This window comes from Stakelama flava (assembly GCF_019351405.1).
GTDB lineage: Bacteria > Pseudomonadota > Alphaproteobacteria > Sphingomonadales > Sphingomonadaceae > Sphingomonas > Sphingomonas flava_A.
In genome coordinates this window covers 151,918-165,304 of sequence record NZ_JAHWZX010000008.1, presented here as the reverse complement: position 1 = coordinate 165,304, position 13,387 = coordinate 151,918, and the positions used below count along the sequence as shown (strand labels likewise).

Below are 13,387 nucleotides of genomic sequence, written 5' to 3'. Positions count from 1 at the left end.
GGCTGTAGTCCGATACCGCGCCAACAACACCACGCCCCCAAAAAGACCGAAGATGCCCGCCATCAGGAGTTGATCCGCTGGTCCGTTCAGGAGGTCCGGCGCATCGCCGTCAAACTCGCTCAACGCCGGATCGAGCCTGCCTGCATCATCGCCTGGTCATGCTGGAGGCGAGTTCATCAAGCCGCAGCAAAACCGGCTCACCTCACAACCAAATTGCAACTGTAATGATAGGGCTACTCAATGGAATGTCGCCTGGGTTCGATCAATCGCACCATCTGCTCTTCTCTTGCAAAATCCGGCATCAGCTCAGCGCGACAGCATCAGCCGTTGCTCGTCGTGTCTGGCCAATCCTTTATGCAGCTGCAGCGGACGGCTGATCTGTCCTTCGGTCGCTCACCATTAGCTTCCAGGCGATCTTGTTGACGAACGCAACCGCAACGAGCTTGGGTTTCTTGCGTTCGAGCATTCCCAGCAGCCAGGGCGAGGCATTCTTACCTCCGGTGCGATGGGCATGCTGAACGGCGGTTGCTCCAACCACCAGCGTGCTCCGCAAGAGTTCATCGCCAACATCGTGTGATGCCTCCGATCCTGACCTTGCCAGCAGTCGGATGATCTCTGGGCATCAAACCGATCCAAGCTGCGAAGTCTCGCCCGGACTTGAACATGCGCGGGTCCGGAGCCTTCATCATCAGCAAGGATGCACCGATCGGGTCGACGCCGGGAATCCTTGCGAGCCGCTGGCTGCATTCGTCGTTGCGATGTCATTCCATAACCTTCGCCTCGACCCGCTCGATTTCGTGCAGAAGCTGCGCGTACTCCTGGCCATGAAGCGCGAACAGTTCGCGCGCAAGTTCAGGAAGGCGCTCGTCAGCCGCTATGCGATCGAGCAGGGGCTCGATCCGGCACATGCCCGTTGCTGCGGCGATCCCGAATTCCGCAGCGAAGCCCCGGATCGCATTGGCAAGCTGGGTGCGCTTCTTGATGAGCCTAGTGCGCATGCCCACAAGCATGAGCGCAGCCTGCTGGTCGGCACTCTTACCGGCACGAACCGCATTGTCGGTCGGCTCATCGCCTCGCACAGGGCTTCGGCATCCGCTGCATCGTTCTTGCCGCGCTTGACGTAGGGCTTCGCCAACTGCGGCGCGATCAACTTTACCTCGTGGCCGAATGAACCGAGAAGGCGCGCCCAGTGATGCGCGCTGCCGCAGGCCTCGATGGCGACAACGGTCGGCAGCAGCTTCTCGAAAGATCGCATCATCTCCCGGCGCCTCAGCCTCTTGCGCAGGATCGGCCTGTCCGCCCCATCGACGCCATGCAGCTGAAAAACGTTCTTTGACGTGTCCATGCCTATGCGGATAATCTGTTCCATGGGCGGTTCCATCGTGTGAGTCCTACAACGACATCACCCTGGCACATCGCGATGCCGTTGGGAGCCGTCCAACCCAATACCTCACAATGCCATTAATATCGGTGGCAGCACCAGTGACGTTGCATAGTCACGGTGCCAACGTTCGTTCAGATATCGCAAAATAAGTGCTGGAGGAGAGGGCGCTGTCCGGCGGTCGGAAGAATGCCATGACGTGCCAGCATTGCCAAAAGGCCGATGAGACCGAGAACCGCCCATAACGCCGCCGCCCCGCCGAGATAAACGGCGCTGAGCTTTATCAGTTCATCCGAAGCTACCCGGCCGCTCGCAACAACAGCGCCGTAATAGACCGAAAGGATCGCAATCAGCAGCGCGGCGCTTCTGATTTCACGATACTGTGTCGGCATAGGGCGCTGCTCATCCAAAATGCAGCAATACCCTATACCGACAGGGTTAATATATCCTTCCGGCGACCGATGCCTGCCCGCTTATCCGTCCCGGCGGCCGAGCAGGCGCAGGCGAAGTGCGTTCAGCTTGATAAAGCCTTCCGCGTCGCGCTGATCATAGGCGCCTTCATCGTCTTCGAACGTGACCACCTTTTCGCTGTAGAGCGAATAGGGCGATTTACGGCCGATGATATGGATACCGCCCTTGTAAAGCTTCAGCCGAACGGTCCCGGCGACCTTTTCCTGGCTATGGTCGATCGCGGCCTGCAGCATTTCGCGTTCGGGCGAGTACCAGAAGCCGTTATAGATCAGTTCGGCATAGCGCGGCATCAGTTCATCCTTCAGATGCGCTGCGCCGCGATCGAGCGTGACCTGTTCGATCGCGCGATGGGCGGCGGCATAGATCGTGCCGCCCGGCGTTTCGTACATGCCGCGGCTCTTCATGCCGACAAAGCGGTTCTCGACCAGATCGAGCCGGCCGATGCCGTGCTTGCGGCCAAGGTCGTTGAGCGCGGTGAGCAGGCTTGCCGGGCTCATCGCCTGCGCGTTCAGCGCGACGCCGTCGCCCTTTTCGAAATCGATCGTGATGATTTCGGGTTCGTCGGGCGCGTCTTCCGGGTTCACCGTGCGCGAGAAGACGTAATCGGGCACTTCCTCCCACGGGTCTTCCAGCACCTTGCCCTCGCTGCTGGTGTGCAGAAGGTTCGCATCGGTCGAAAAGGGACTTTCGCCGCGCTTGTCCTTGGGCACCTGAATCTGATGCTTTTCGGCGAAATCGATCAGCGCGGTGCGGCTGGTCAGATCCCATTCGCGCCACGGGGCGATGACCTTGATGTCAGGATTGAGGGCATAGGCCGACAGTTCGAAGCGGACCTGGTCATTGCCCTTGCCCGTTGCGCCATGGGCGACCGCGTCGGCACCGACCTCTTCGGCGATTTCGATCAACCGTTTGGAAATCAGCGGGCGCGCGATCGACGTGCCGAGCAGATACAGCCCTTCATACAGCGCATTGGCGCGCATCATCGGGAAGATGAAATCGCGTACAAACTCTTCGCGCAGATCGTCGATATAGATATGTTCGGGCTTCACGCCCGCGAGTTCCGCCTTTTTGCGCGCCGGTTCGAGTTCCTCGCCCTGGCCCAGATCGGCGGTGAAGGTAACAACCTCGCACCCATATTCGGTTTGCAGCCATTTCAGGATCACGCTCGTGTCGAGGCCGCCCGAATAGGCGAGCACGACTTTCTTGATATCCGGGCGATCGATCTTGTCGGCCATGTCGTTCCTTCACGCTGCAGCAAACACCGCGCGCCGCTCTATGCCCCCCGGTCCGCTTGCGCAATGCTTCGCGTGAGTGCGGGCAGATAGCAGCCGAGCGCCAGCGCGCGATAGCCGTATCCCGCCAGCAGCGCGATCCACACGCCCTGCGCTCCGGCAGGCCGCAGCGCGAGATCGGTGAGGATATAGGCGCATGTCGAAACCAGCGCAGCGTTGCGAAGCGAGGCCCCGCGCGTCGCGCCGATGAAGATGCCGTCGAACAGCCAGGCGGGCGCGCCGATCAGCGGCACCAGCGCGGTGAGGGGAAGCAGCGCCGAAGCCTGATCGCGCACCGCTTCATTGTTGGTGACCATATCGATGACGGCATCGCCGCAGGTGAAGAAAAGGCCCGCGAAGAGCAATCCGGCGGCCAGTGTGAATTCGCCCGTCAGCCGGATCGCGCGCAGATAGTCGTCACGCGATCCGCGCCCGATCGCGCCGCCGATCCGGGATTCGGCAGTGAAGGCGAACCCATCCAGGACGAAAGCCGAAACGCTGACGAACTGCATCATCACCTGATTCGCGGCGAGGGGAACGGTGCCCAGTCGCGCGCCTGCATTGGCGAACCAGGCGAACATCATCAGCAGTGCGACCGTTCGGATCATGATATTCGCATTCACCGCGAACAGCCGCCGCAGCGCGGGCCGGGTGAACAGTTCCTTTCGCCGCTCGCCGATGCTGCGCGCCATACCCGGCCCCAGCACCCGCGCCGCGATGACGAGTCCCGTGACCAGCGCCGACCATTCTGCGAGCGCGGTGCCCAGACCGACACCGGCAGCGCCCATATCCAGCTTCCATACGAACAGGATATCAAGCACGACATTGATGAGATTCATGACGATCTGAAGCACCAGCGCCGCGCGGGTGCGCCCCAGGCCGAGCAGCCAGCCATTGATCGCGAAAACGGCAAGCGAGGCGGGCGCGCCCCAGAAGCGCGCGGCGACATAGCCCTTTGCCGACGCGTCAATCGCCTCACCGCCCGCCAGAAGCGCGAAGGCGGCCGGAATCAGCAGCCATTGCAGCACGAACAGCGCGCTTCCGATGGCGAGGCCAAGCACCAGCCCGCGGATCAGCATCGCGCGCACTTCGTCCTCGTCATCCGCGCCCTGTGCCTGCGCGGTCATGCCGGTCATTCCCATCCGCAAAAAGCCGAAGGTCCAGAACAGGAAGTTGATGACCGTGGTGCCAAGCGCCACGCCGGCAAGTGCGGCGGCATCACCGGTGCGGCCGATCACCACCGTATCGGCAAGTCCGACCAGCGGCACCGTGGTCTGCCCCAATATGATGGGCCAGGCCTGTGCGAAAATGGCGCTGCGGGAAAGCGGGCGAGCGGTCATGGCCGCTCCGCCTTATGGGCGCGCGATACGAATGAACAGCGCGCAGATGAACGGGAAGCCGCAAAAGGCGGGACCGGCGGCCCCGCCCGGTTGCTATTCGGCCGCCTGATGCCGCGCCGTTGGTACGGCCTGATTCAACGACGCTTCGGTTTCCAGCATGTAGTCGCGCGTGATCGGCAGGGTGTTGCGATCGCGGGCATATTGCACCTGGAAATTGACCAGGTCGCCGTACCGGAACGCGGTTTCAGCCCCGGCGAGATAGAAGAGCCACATGCGGTAGAAGCGTTCGTCATACAGGTCGATGATCGCATCCTTCGCCGCGACGGTGCGATCATACCAGCTTTTCAGCGTATAGGCGTAGTGCAGGCGAAGCACTTCGACATCGGTGACGAACATGTAATTGGGTTCGTTCGGCGCGATCATCTCCGACAGGGCGGGGATATAACCGCCGGGAAAGATGTATTTCAGCGTAAAGCTGTCGGTAACGGTGGGCGGGCCCATCCGGCCGATCGTGTGGATCAGCATCACGCCGTCATCGTTCAGCAGTTCGCGACATTTGCTGAAAAACACCGGATATTGCGGCGTGCCGACATGTTCGAACATGCCGACCGAAACGATCCGGTCGAACTTGCCGTCGATATCGCGATAATCGATGATCTCGAACTTTACATGATCGGAAACGCCGGCTTCCTCGGCACGGCGCCGCGCGACCTTGATCTGCTCCTCGCTCAACGTCACGCCGAGCACGTCGACGCCGAATTTTTCGTGCAGGTAAAGCGCCATTCCGCCCCAGCCGCAGCCGATGTCGAGCACCTTCATACCCGGCTTCAGATACAGTTTGGCGGCGATATGGGCTTTTTTGTCGAGTTGCGCCTGTTCGAGCGATTCATTGTCGGGATCGATCCAGTAGGCGCAGCTATATTGCCGGTCGGTATCGAGGAAAAGATCGTAGAGCCGGTCGGACAGGTCGTAATGATGCGCGACATTCTGTTTCGACGTCCGCGCCGCATTATGGCTTTGAATACGGTGCGCGATGCCGTTGAGCAGCTTGCGCGACATGCTGGCGTTCAGCGCGCTGCGCTTATGCTCCCAGGTGCTGTTGATCCGGGCAAGCACGACAAGGTCGCGAATGTCCCCGCGAGTCACTTTCAGCTTACCGTCCATATAGCCTTCGGCCGCGCCCAGCGCAGGGTCGGCCACTATCCGCGAAAGTACCTTGCGATCGGTGATGTGCAGGGTGACCGGCCTCAGAACCGGGTCGGGGCTGCCGAAAGTGCGCTGCCTGCCGTTGGGAAATTGAACGGTCAACTCACCGCGCTTGACCATGCGTTCAAGAAATCGATCGATCAGAGCCATGTCGTGCGATTACCCCTTTCGCCCGAACGTTTCCAGCCCGTTCCGATGCCTAGATTCCGGCGTACCAGTCATATCCTGCCATGTCCTCCCACAGGCCGCCCTTGCCGCCGCGGATATGGTCGAGCGAGGCAACCGCCTCTATCCGCATGACATATTTGGCGTGCTTGTAGCCCAATTGTCGCTCCACCCGCAGCCGCACCGGCGCGCCATGCCCGATCGACAGCGGAGAATCGTTCATAGCCCAGGCGAGAATCGTCTGGGGGTGGAAAGAATCGATCAGGTCGATCGATTCATAATAAGGTTCGGTGCCCCCGCGATACGCGTCGGCGCAATGGAAAATGATGTATCGGGCCGCCGGTTTCAAGCGCGCCATGTCGAGGATCAGCGACAGGCGCGGCCCGGTCCATTTGCCGATCGCGCTCCACCCCTCGACACAGTCATGCCGCGTAATCTGGGAGCGCGCGGGCATCGAACGCAACTGGTTCAGACTGATGGCAAGCGGACGTTCCACCAGCCCGTCGACCGTTAGTTTCCAGTTCGCGAAACCACCCTTCGCCAGCGCCGTATATTCCGGGTTCGTGGGATCGCGCGTGCCGTTGGTGCGGAAGCGCGGCGACATTTCGCGCGGGGAATATTCGCGGGCGAGCGCGCCTCGATCGCTCACCAGTCGTTGCAGCCGGCGATTGATGCCGTCGCCCGAATAGATAACCTTGCGGAATGTCTGGTTGTCGCCCAGTGCATCGCAGCCCGAAAGCAGCCCGCCCGCACCGAGGATCAGCCCGCCGGCCGCGTGCCGGCGTGTGATCAGCTTCGTCATTCGCCGTCTCCCGCGGGCACCCGCCACCAGCCGGTGATCATCGATCGTATCTCGCCCAGCGGACCGGCAAGGATGACCAGCGTCAGGTGGACGATGATGAACGCAACGATCAGCGTCGCGGTGATGAAATGGATCGATCGTGCCGACTGCCGCCCCCCGAACAGGTCGAGCAGCCACGGCCAGGCGGCGTTGATCCCCGGCGACATGGTGAGTCCTGTACCGATGATGAGCGGAAGCAGCACGAAGATGACCGCGACATAGGACAGTTTCTGCAGCGTGTTGAAGGCACCCGGCCGGGCAGGATCGTGAAAGCGAAAGGCGAGATGCGCCTTCAGGTCGCACCATAAATGCCCCGGCGCCAGTTCGCGCGGAGCCACGCGCAGGTCGCGCTGGAAATGGCGGTTGATCAGGCTTGCGATCATGAAGGCGAGCAGCGCGAAGGCGAGCAGCAGCGCGAAGGTCAGGTGCCAGCGCCGGGCGAGCGCCAGATTATAGGTGGACGGGATCGTCATCCATCCGGGAAAGCGCGAAAAGCTGATCCACGGATGGTCGAAATTCGCGCCATACTGACCCCAATACAGGTGCGGATGCGCGTTCAGGATCATCAGTCCCGATCCCAGCATCACGAATATCGTCGCTGCGGTGACCCAATGCCAGAGCCGCGTGGCGAGCCGGTGGCGATAGATGCCGCGCCGGTCCTTTCGCTCGCTCATGCCTTCTCCCGATTGCTGTGAATGGCTTCCTTATACCAAGCCGCGCCGATTAGAACCCGTCGTGTCGGTGCGGAACGGCTGCCGCACGGGCGGAGCGCTTGTCGGTGCTTGATTATGCCGGACAAAGCGGCGACCAGTACGGCCATGGCTGACATGCATTTTTACGAACCCGCCGACGGGCATGGCCTTGCCCATGATCCGCTGAACGCCATCGTCGCGCCGCGACCCATCGGCTGGGTAAGCACGCTGAGCGCGGATGGTGTGCGCAACCTTGCGCCCTATTCGTTCTTCAACCTGTTCAACTATCGCCCGCCGATCATCGGATTTTGCTCGGTCGGGTGGAAGCACAGCGTTGCGAACGCGAAAGATACGGGCGAATTCGTCTGGAATCTTGCGACTCGCGACGTGGCGGAGGCGATGAATACGACATCGACCACGGAGCAGGTTGACGAGTTCGCTTTTTCGGGGTTGGAGCAGGCGGCCTCGCGGCTGGTGAAGCCCGGCCGGGTCGCCGCATCGCACGTCCAGTTCGAATGCCGCACCAGCCAGGTCGTTCAGCTTGCGGACGCATCGGGCGGCGCGATCGAAAGCTGGCTGGTACTGGGGGAAGTCGTCGGCATCCATATCGATCGCGACCTGATCGTCGATGGCGTCTACGACACCGCGAAGGCGCGACCGATCATGCGCGGCGGCGGCCGGGGCGACTATTTCGAACCGGGCGAAAAGTTCGAAATGTTTCGGCCCCGATGATCGCGGCGTCGCTTCGTTGAACCGGCCGCATTCGCGCACTCCCGCGCATTGGATCGCGGCGCTGCTGTGGCGCAGCTATTGGGGGCTGCCCACGCTTCTGGTGACGCTGGCGGTGCCGCTTGTCGCGCTGCTGCTATATGGCGATGCGGCCGGGGCGGGCGATTGGCTCGCGACCCTCGGCTGGCCGTTCGATTTCGGCGGCGGCGTTGCGCAGGAACTGGCGAGTGCGCTGGTCACGCTCTATAGCGCGCTGGTCACGCTGTATTTTTCGATCAGCCTGCTGGTGCTCACGCTGGCGGCAAGCAATCTGGGCGTCCGGTTGATCGACCGGTGGATTTCGCGGCGGACGACGCGGGTCACGCTTGGCCTGCTGCTTGCGGGGCTGGTGTGGGCGTTGCTCGCACTGCTGGCGATAGATCCTGATGCGACCGGCGCTCGCACCGCCCGATTGACGGTCACAACGCTCGCATTAGGCACGGTGCCGCTGCTGTGCTGGCTGTCCTACGCGCTGCATGATCTGGGGCGCACCATCCATGTCGACACCGCGATCGCCGCATTGGGGGCCGATACCGTCGCGGAGGCGCAGCCCTATGCGAACCGCTGCTCCTCCGGTCCCGATCCCGACTGGGATGACGGGGAGCCGGTCGTCGCGCGGCGGGCCGGATATGTCGAAACCATCGATCTTCGCGCCATTGCCGAGATCGCCCGGCGCGCGGGCGGATGTTTCCGGCTGGAAAAGGGGCAGGGCGCGTTCGTGATGGCGGGCGATACGCTGGGTACCGCCATGGATTGCGAGGCACGCTGGCACGGTCGCATCGGGCGGCAATTCGCCATCGGATCGTTCCGAAGCGCGCCACAGGGGGCGGTTTTCTATGTCAGGCTGCTGGTGGAAATCGCCGCGCGCGCGCTGTCGCCTGCGGTGAACGATCTGTACACCGCGCGCGCCTGTGCCGATACGCTGGGCGCGGCGATGATGGCGCACGGCGCTTTGCCGCAGGCGCCGCAATGGATCGGCGATCGCGAAGGCAAGGCGCGGCTGCTTGTCCTGCCGCAACGGTTTACGGCGATTTTCGACGCGCCGCTCGCGGCGCTTCGTCAGGCGGCGGCACCCTATCCCTCGGTGGCCTCGCGCCTGCTCGATATCTATGGCAGGGTGCTCGCGCGCGATATCGATCCTGTGGTGCGCGAACTGATCGTCCACCATCGCGACGTGCTGCTTGCCCATGCCCGCGCCAGGGCGGAGACCGACACCGATCGCCGCGCGCTTACCCAGGCGGCTCAGCGATAGGCGCGGACAAAGAACGCGATCGTCACGGTTGCCGTCCATAGCAACGTCCAGATTCGGATCGGCGTCGCGGGCACCCGGCGACCCAAAGCGGCCGCGCTCCATCCCCCAACAAGCGCGCCGGCAAGCATCGGGAGGCACGCCCACCACCGGATCATGCCGAAACCGATGAAGATGAACGCGGCGGCGCTGTTGGCGATCGCCAGCATCAGCGTGCGCACCGCGAACATCTCGCGCGGATGCGCGCCCGCCAGCAGGCCATAGGTCGCGGTCGTCATCATCCCGATGCCGCCGCCGAAATATCCGCCATATACGCCAAGCAGCCCCTGCGCGACGAACAGCGATCGGCGCCCGATCGTGACCCGTTGTTCAAGCCAGGCCGCCGCGTGCTTGCCGACCAGCAGAATCAGAAAGGCGAGCAGCAGCATCCACGGGATGATAAGGTCGAAGACATCGGTCGGCGTCACCACCAGCAGCGCGCTGCCGATCAGCGCGGTGGCGAAGGTGATCGCGGCGAGCTGGCGCGGCCGCGCCCCGCCGATCGGACCCAGTTCATCGCGAAACGTCCATGCGCTGGCCCCCGCGCCGGGGAGCAGCGCGAAATTGGACGTCGCGTTGGCATTGGTGGCGGGAAGGCCGATCGCGATCAGCGTCGGCATGGTCGCGAAGCTGCCGCCCCCGGCCAGCGCGTTCATCGCCCCGCCCAGAAATCCGCCACCGACCGCCAGAAGAATCGTGGCGATGTCCATGGCGTCGCGCTTTAGGGGCGATGCGTCCGCTTGGCGACCCATCGCTTGACGCGTTCGGTTCGCCAGAAAATATCGGTCGGCGCGGCCGATCGAGGAACATCGCTGCTATTGAAGGCTTTACGCTGTCATCCCGCCACAACAAATCGCTGGCAGGAGCCTCTTGTATCGAAGCGTGTTTTTGGAGTGTGTGATGAACGGCCAGCGCGAACCCGGACAGCGGCGTTATTCCCCATCGCTGCGCGTCGCGGCGGAAGCATTGTACGGCACGCGCGCCAAGCCGGCGCTGGCGCCTGTCCTGCAGGCAGAGCCGCGCTGCGAACGCGCCATGACGGACAATCCTCGCCTGTAAGTCAGCGTCCGCCGCTAGGGTCTATTTTCTGTCGGGCAGCACCGGTTCGGGCAGGACCGGCGGCGTCGAATCGGGATAGGTCAGGAAGCTTTCCCAAATGAAATGGGTGCGCTGCTGCGTCAGCTCCAGCTTGCAACCCAGCGCCATCGCGCCCCGGATTGTGCCGCCCTGCCAATAGCGGTAGATATTGTCGCATTGCGCATCGCGATATTTTTCCCACGCATCCTGCGCGGCATCGAACCCGGTGAGCAGTTCTTTTTTGGTAGCGGCTAGCGGATCGTCTTCTGTCTGCCCTACCCGTTCTCGCGCGGCAGCCAGATAGCGATCGAGTTCCGCCTGAGCGGTATCCACATCGTTCGCCAGACATTGATTGACCGCGATGGTCGTGCTTCCCTGACAGGGATCGCCTTCGGCCTGCGTTTGCACCAGCGCCAGCAGGGCAAGCGCGGCGATCATGCCTTTTGCGGCGCGGCTTCTGCCGCCATCCGGTCGCGTTCGGCGCGGCTCTTCTTTTCGCTGGCGGTTTTTAACTGTCCGCACGCAGCGTCGATATCGCGCCCGCGCGGGGTGCGAACTGGTGCCGATATGCCCGCTTCGAACACGATATTGCTGAACGACCTGATCCGGGCGGGGTCCGAACATTCATAGGGCGCGCCCGCCCAGGGGTTGAACGGGATGAGGTTCACCTTCGCAGGCAACCGATATTTGCGCAGCAGCCGGACCAGTTCGCGCGCATCGTGGTCGCTGTCGTTCTTGTCCTTCAGCATCACATATTCGAACGTGATACGCCGCGCATTGTTCGCGCCGGGATAGTCGGCGCACGCCTGAAGCACCTCCTCGATCCCGTATTTCTTGTTCAGCGGCACGATTTCGTCGCGCACATCCTTGTTGGTCGCATGCAGCGACACGGCAAGGTTCACACCGATCTCTTCGCCGCAGCGTTCCATCATCGGCACCACGCCGCTGGTCGACAGTGTGATTCGCCGCTTCGACAGCGCAAGACCTTCGCCGTCCATGACCAGCTTCAGCGCCGATTTGACGTTTTCGAAATTATACAGCGGTTCGCCCATACCCATCATCACGATGTTGGTGAGCATCCGCCCCTCCGGCTGGCTGGGCCATTCGCCCAGCGCGTCGCGCGCCAGCATGACCTGTCCGACAATCTCGCCCGCGGTCAGGTTGCGAACCAGCCGCATCGTGCCGGTATGGCAAAACCGGCAGTTCAGCGTGCACCCCACCTGGCTCGACACGCACAGCGTTCCCCGGTCGGCATCGGGGATGAACACCATTTCGTAATCCTGCCTGTCGGGTGACCGGAGCAGCCATTTGCGCGTGCCGTCGGTCGACACCTGCGCTTCGACCGTTTCGGGACGGGAGATGACGAACCGTTCGGCAAGCCATGGATGCTGCGCTTTGGCGATATCGGTCATCTTGGAAAAATCGGTGACGCCGCGATTGTATATCCAGTGCCATAGCTGCTTGGCGCGCAGCTTCGCCTGCTTTGGTTCCCATCCGGCGGCCTCCAGCGTTTCGCGCACCGACTCCCTCGGCATGCCGAGAAGGTCGATACGGCCGTCTTCGCGCGCGGGCGCGGCGCGCGGGACGGGCACGGGGTCGATATGCCCGGGGATGGGCATGGGGCTTTGCGACGCTGTCTGCATGCGCGCGTCTATACGCGATCGCGCGTGCAATTACCAGCGCGCGGGCGCTGCCCCGTTTCGGGCGAAACAGCCCAGCGCGGCGGCGTCGATGGCGCTCGCCGCGCCCTGCAGCGCATAGACATCGGCAAAGGCCCTGCCGCTGACCCCGACCGTCTCCACGCTCATCGACCGGCCCGACCGGATCGCGCCGACGATCGCCGCGTCGGTATCGGCGTCGGGCGCCCATGCGTCGCGCGGCCCGCCGATCAGTTCGAACCGCCGTTCGCCGATCGACAGGGTGATGGCGGCGCGGGTATTGCGCGTGCGGCTGAGCCGGACATGAAGCTGGCCGCGTATGCCATCGTCGGGCCAGTCGGCGATGGCGACAAAGCCGTTCGACCCGCGTGGTCGAACCGGCTTTGCGATGGCGTAGCAGCGCGCCGGCGACGCATCGCGGAACGCCCCCCATCCCGAATAGATGCCGAGCGAATCGCGCGCCGCGGCAGGCGTCGCCAGCGCGACCATGGAGAGCGCAATAAACAGGGCGCGGGTCATGCGGGCGACCCGCCGGTGCCTTCATGAAGTACCGATTCGCGCCCGCGCTCGATACGGACCACCGACCCTTGCGGAAGGCCCGGCGCGATCGGCGTGCTATATTCGGGGTGCGAATCGGCCCCGGTCATCACCCCGCGCAGGACGCGGCTGGATATGCCATGCATGAGGATCAGCCGGTCGCCATCGCTTTCGCTGTCATCCAGCCATGCGCCGACCCGTGCGGCGATCTGGTGATAGCGTTCGCCGTCCGGGGCGGGACGCAGCAGGCCGGTCAGCGGATCGATCACCGGCCCTGCCTGCGCGACCACATCGACATAATAACGACCGCCCCAGCCGCCCATCCCGATCTCGACGAGTCGGGGGTCGGTGCGAGCGTCGTGCCAGTCGAGGCAAAGATGTTCGGCGATCACCGCCAGCGTCTGCAGCGCGCGACCCGTGGGCGATGCCCATAAGGTGAGGGCGGGGCGTTCGCCCAGCTCGGCACGCAGTGCGCGGCCCATCTCCTCCGCCTGGGCGAAGCCTGTACGGGTGAGGGGGGTATGGACATGCTCGCCCTGCAATCGACGCCCGGCATTGAACACCGTTTCGCCGTGCCGCGCGATATAGTCGCGCCCGCGCCGTTCCCGCCTGGATTCCATGCTGATCCTTTCAAGCCCCTGTGGCGCAAAAGCAACGGTTTTCCGCGTTTATCTCCGGTTCATGCAACGTCT

The 13,387-nt window shown here is 63.2% G+C and carries 15 protein-coding genes and 1 pseudogene; 4 read left to right on the top strand and 12 right to left on the bottom strand.

The annotated features are described in order from the left end of the window. Nucleotides 1-225: hypothetical protein (locus tag KY084_RS10340; protein ID WP_219238373.1), on the top strand; the 225-nt coding region annotated here is incomplete at its 5' end. Nucleotides 226-352: 127 nt separating this feature from the next. Here the strand turns inward: KY084_RS10340 and KY084_RS10335 are convergent. The 7 genes and pseudogenes from KY084_RS10335 to KY084_RS10305 all read right to left on the bottom strand — a co-directional run bounded on the left by KY084_RS10335 (nucleotide 353) and on the right by KY084_RS10305 (nucleotide 7,349). Beyond that, nucleotides 353-1,369, bottom strand: a pseudogene (locus tag KY084_RS10335) (IS110 family RNA-guided transposase). Nucleotides 1,370-1,515: 146 nt separating this feature from the next. After that, on the bottom strand, nucleotides 1,516-1,773 hold the full coding sequence (locus KY084_RS10330; RefSeq protein WP_219238372.1) for a hypothetical protein: 258 nt from the start codon (nucleotides 1,771-1,773) through the stop codon (nucleotides 1,516-1,518). 81 nt (nucleotides 1,774-1,854) lie between these two features. Next, nucleotides 1,855-3,087, bottom strand: coding sequence for an argininosuccinate synthase (locus tag KY084_RS10325; protein WP_219238371.1), 1,233 nt, complete (start codon nucleotides 3,085-3,087; stop codon nucleotides 1,855-1,857). A gap of 38 nt (nucleotides 3,088-3,125) precedes the next feature. Continuing rightward, nucleotides 3,126-4,463: an MATE family efflux transporter gene (locus KY084_RS10320; RefSeq protein WP_219238370.1), complete on the bottom strand. Its 1,338-nt coding sequence runs from the start codon at nucleotides 4,461-4,463 to the stop codon at nucleotides 3,126-3,128. 93 nt (nucleotides 4,464-4,556) lie between these two features. Then, nucleotides 4,557-5,819 carry an SAM-dependent methyltransferase gene (locus tag KY084_RS10315; RefSeq protein ID WP_219238369.1) on the bottom strand — a complete coding sequence of 421 codons (1,263 nt, stop codon included), beginning with the start codon at nucleotides 5,817-5,819 and terminating at the stop codon, nucleotides 4,557-4,559. A gap of 49 nt (nucleotides 5,820-5,868) precedes the next feature. Next, the gene (locus KY084_RS10310) at nucleotides 5,869-6,636 is read right to left on the bottom strand and encodes a molybdopterin-dependent oxidoreductase (RefSeq protein ID WP_219238368.1); all 768 of its coding nucleotides are present in this window, start codon (nucleotides 6,634-6,636) and stop codon (nucleotides 5,869-5,871) included. Further along, entirely contained in the window at nucleotides 6,633-7,349 is a 717-nt protein-coding gene (locus tag KY084_RS10305; RefSeq protein WP_219238367.1) for a cytochrome b/b6 domain-containing protein, read from the bottom strand. The genes KY084_RS10310 and KY084_RS10305 overlap by 4 nt, the downstream gene beginning before the upstream one ends. Before the next feature lie 144 nt (nucleotides 7,350-7,493). On the opposite strand from KY084_RS10305, the gene KY084_RS10300 reads away from it, so the two are divergent. Together KY084_RS10300 and KY084_RS10295 are read left to right on the top strand one after the other, a co-directional pair. Next, complete coding sequence (locus KY084_RS10300; RefSeq protein ID WP_219238366.1) at nucleotides 7,494-8,099, top strand: flavin reductase family protein; 606 nt, start codon at nucleotides 7,494-7,496, stop codon at nucleotides 8,097-8,099. Between the two features lie 16 nt (nucleotides 8,100-8,115). Then, nucleotides 8,116-9,387, top strand: coding sequence for a DUF2254 family protein (locus KY084_RS10295; protein WP_219238365.1), 1,272 nt, complete (start codon nucleotides 8,116-8,118; stop codon nucleotides 9,385-9,387). On the opposite strand, the gene KY084_RS10290 is transcribed toward KY084_RS10295, so the two are convergent. Then, nucleotides 9,378-10,133 (bottom strand): sulfite exporter TauE/SafE family protein, encoded by a 756-nt coding sequence (locus tag KY084_RS10290; RefSeq protein WP_219238364.1) that lies wholly within the window; start codon nucleotides 10,131-10,133, stop codon nucleotides 9,378-9,380. The genes KY084_RS10295 and KY084_RS10290 overlap by 10 nt on opposite strands. Before the next feature lie 190 nt (nucleotides 10,134-10,323). Here KY084_RS10290 and KY084_RS10285 point away from each other — a divergent pair, with 190 nt between their 5' ends. After that, nucleotides 10,324-10,482, top strand: a complete 159-nt coding sequence (locus KY084_RS10285; RefSeq protein WP_219238363.1) for a hypothetical protein — start codon at nucleotides 10,324-10,326, stop codon at nucleotides 10,480-10,482. A 21-nt stretch (nucleotides 10,483-10,503) separates the two neighbouring features. Here KY084_RS10285 and KY084_RS10280 read toward each other — a convergent pair whose 3' ends face one another. From KY084_RS10280 to KY084_RS10265, 4 genes are read right to left on the bottom strand one after another with little or no spacing between them, the layout of a single operon-like run. Further along, the gene (locus KY084_RS10280; RefSeq protein WP_219238362.1) at nucleotides 10,504-10,938 is read right to left on the bottom strand and encodes a lysozyme inhibitor LprI family protein; all 435 of its coding nucleotides are present in this window, start codon (nucleotides 10,936-10,938) and stop codon (nucleotides 10,504-10,506) included. Further along, complete coding sequence (gene rlmN / locus KY084_RS10275; RefSeq protein ID WP_246587048.1) at nucleotides 10,935-12,119, bottom strand: dual-specificity RNA methyltransferase RlmN; 1,185 nt, start codon at nucleotides 12,117-12,119, stop codon at nucleotides 10,935-10,937. The genes KY084_RS10280 and rlmN overlap by 4 nt, the downstream gene beginning before the upstream one ends. A 54-nt stretch (nucleotides 12,120-12,173) precedes the next feature. Then, the gene (locus KY084_RS10270; RefSeq protein WP_219238360.1) at nucleotides 12,174-12,677 is read right to left on the bottom strand and encodes a hypothetical protein; all 504 of its coding nucleotides are present in this window, start codon (nucleotides 12,675-12,677) and stop codon (nucleotides 12,174-12,176) included. Then, a complete protein-coding gene (locus tag KY084_RS10265; RefSeq protein ID WP_219238359.1) occupies nucleotides 12,674-13,315 on the bottom strand; it encodes a histidine phosphatase family protein in 642 nt (213 codons plus the stop codon). Before KY084_RS10265 ends, KY084_RS10270 begins: the two co-directional genes overlap by 4 nt. Between the last annotated feature and the right edge of the window lie 72 nt (nucleotides 13,316-13,387).

What these genes read in the sequence shown, in the direction of transcription:
- KY084_RS10315 (WP_219238369.1), bottom strand. Translation starts at nt 5,819, where the DNA reads ATGGCTCTGATCGATCGATTTCTTGAACGCATGGTCAAGCGCGGTGAG.
- KY084_RS10300 (WP_219238366.1), top strand. Translation starts at nt 7,494, where the DNA reads ATGGCTGACATGCATTTTTACGAACCCGCCGACGGGCATGGCCTTGCC.
- rlmN (WP_246587048.1), bottom strand. Translation starts at nt 12,119, where the DNA reads ATGCCCATCCCCGGGCATATCGACCCCGTGCCCGTCCCGCGCGCCGCG.
- KY084_RS10285 (WP_219238363.1), top strand. Translation starts at nt 10,324, where the DNA reads ATGAACGGCCAGCGCGAACCCGGACAGCGGCGTTATTCCCCATCGCTG.
- KY084_RS10330 (WP_219238372.1), bottom strand. Translation starts at nt 1,773, where the DNA reads ATGCCGACACAGTATCGTGAAATCAGAAGCGCCGCGCTGCTGATTGCG.
- KY084_RS10310 (WP_219238368.1), bottom strand. Translation starts at nt 6,636, where the DNA reads ATGACGAAGCTGATCACACGCCGGCACGCGGCCGGCGGGCTGATCCTC.
- KY084_RS10265 (WP_219238359.1), bottom strand. Translation starts at nt 13,315, where the DNA reads ATGGAATCCAGGCGGGAACGGCGCGGGCGCGACTATATCGCGCGGCAC.
- KY084_RS10290 (WP_219238364.1), bottom strand. Translation starts at nt 10,133, where the DNA reads ATGGACATCGCCACGATTCTTCTGGCGGTCGGTGGCGGATTTCTGGGC.
- KY084_RS10270 (WP_219238360.1), bottom strand. Translation starts at nt 12,677, where the DNA reads ATGACCCGCGCCCTGTTTATTGCGCTCTCCATGGTCGCGCTGGCGACG.
- KY084_RS10325 (WP_219238371.1), bottom strand. Translation starts at nt 3,087, where the DNA reads ATGGCCGACAAGATCGATCGCCCGGATATCAAGAAAGTCGTGCTCGCC.
- KY084_RS10320 (WP_219238370.1), bottom strand. Translation starts at nt 4,463, where the DNA reads ATGACCGCTCGCCCGCTTTCCCGCAGCGCCATTTTCGCACAGGCCTGG.
- KY084_RS10305 (WP_219238367.1), bottom strand. Translation starts at nt 7,349, where the DNA reads ATGAGCGAGCGAAAGGACCGGCGCGGCATCTATCGCCACCGGCTCGCC.
- KY084_RS10280 (WP_219238362.1), bottom strand. Translation starts at nt 10,938, where the DNA reads ATGATCGCCGCGCTTGCCCTGCTGGCGCTGGTGCAAACGCAGGCCGAA.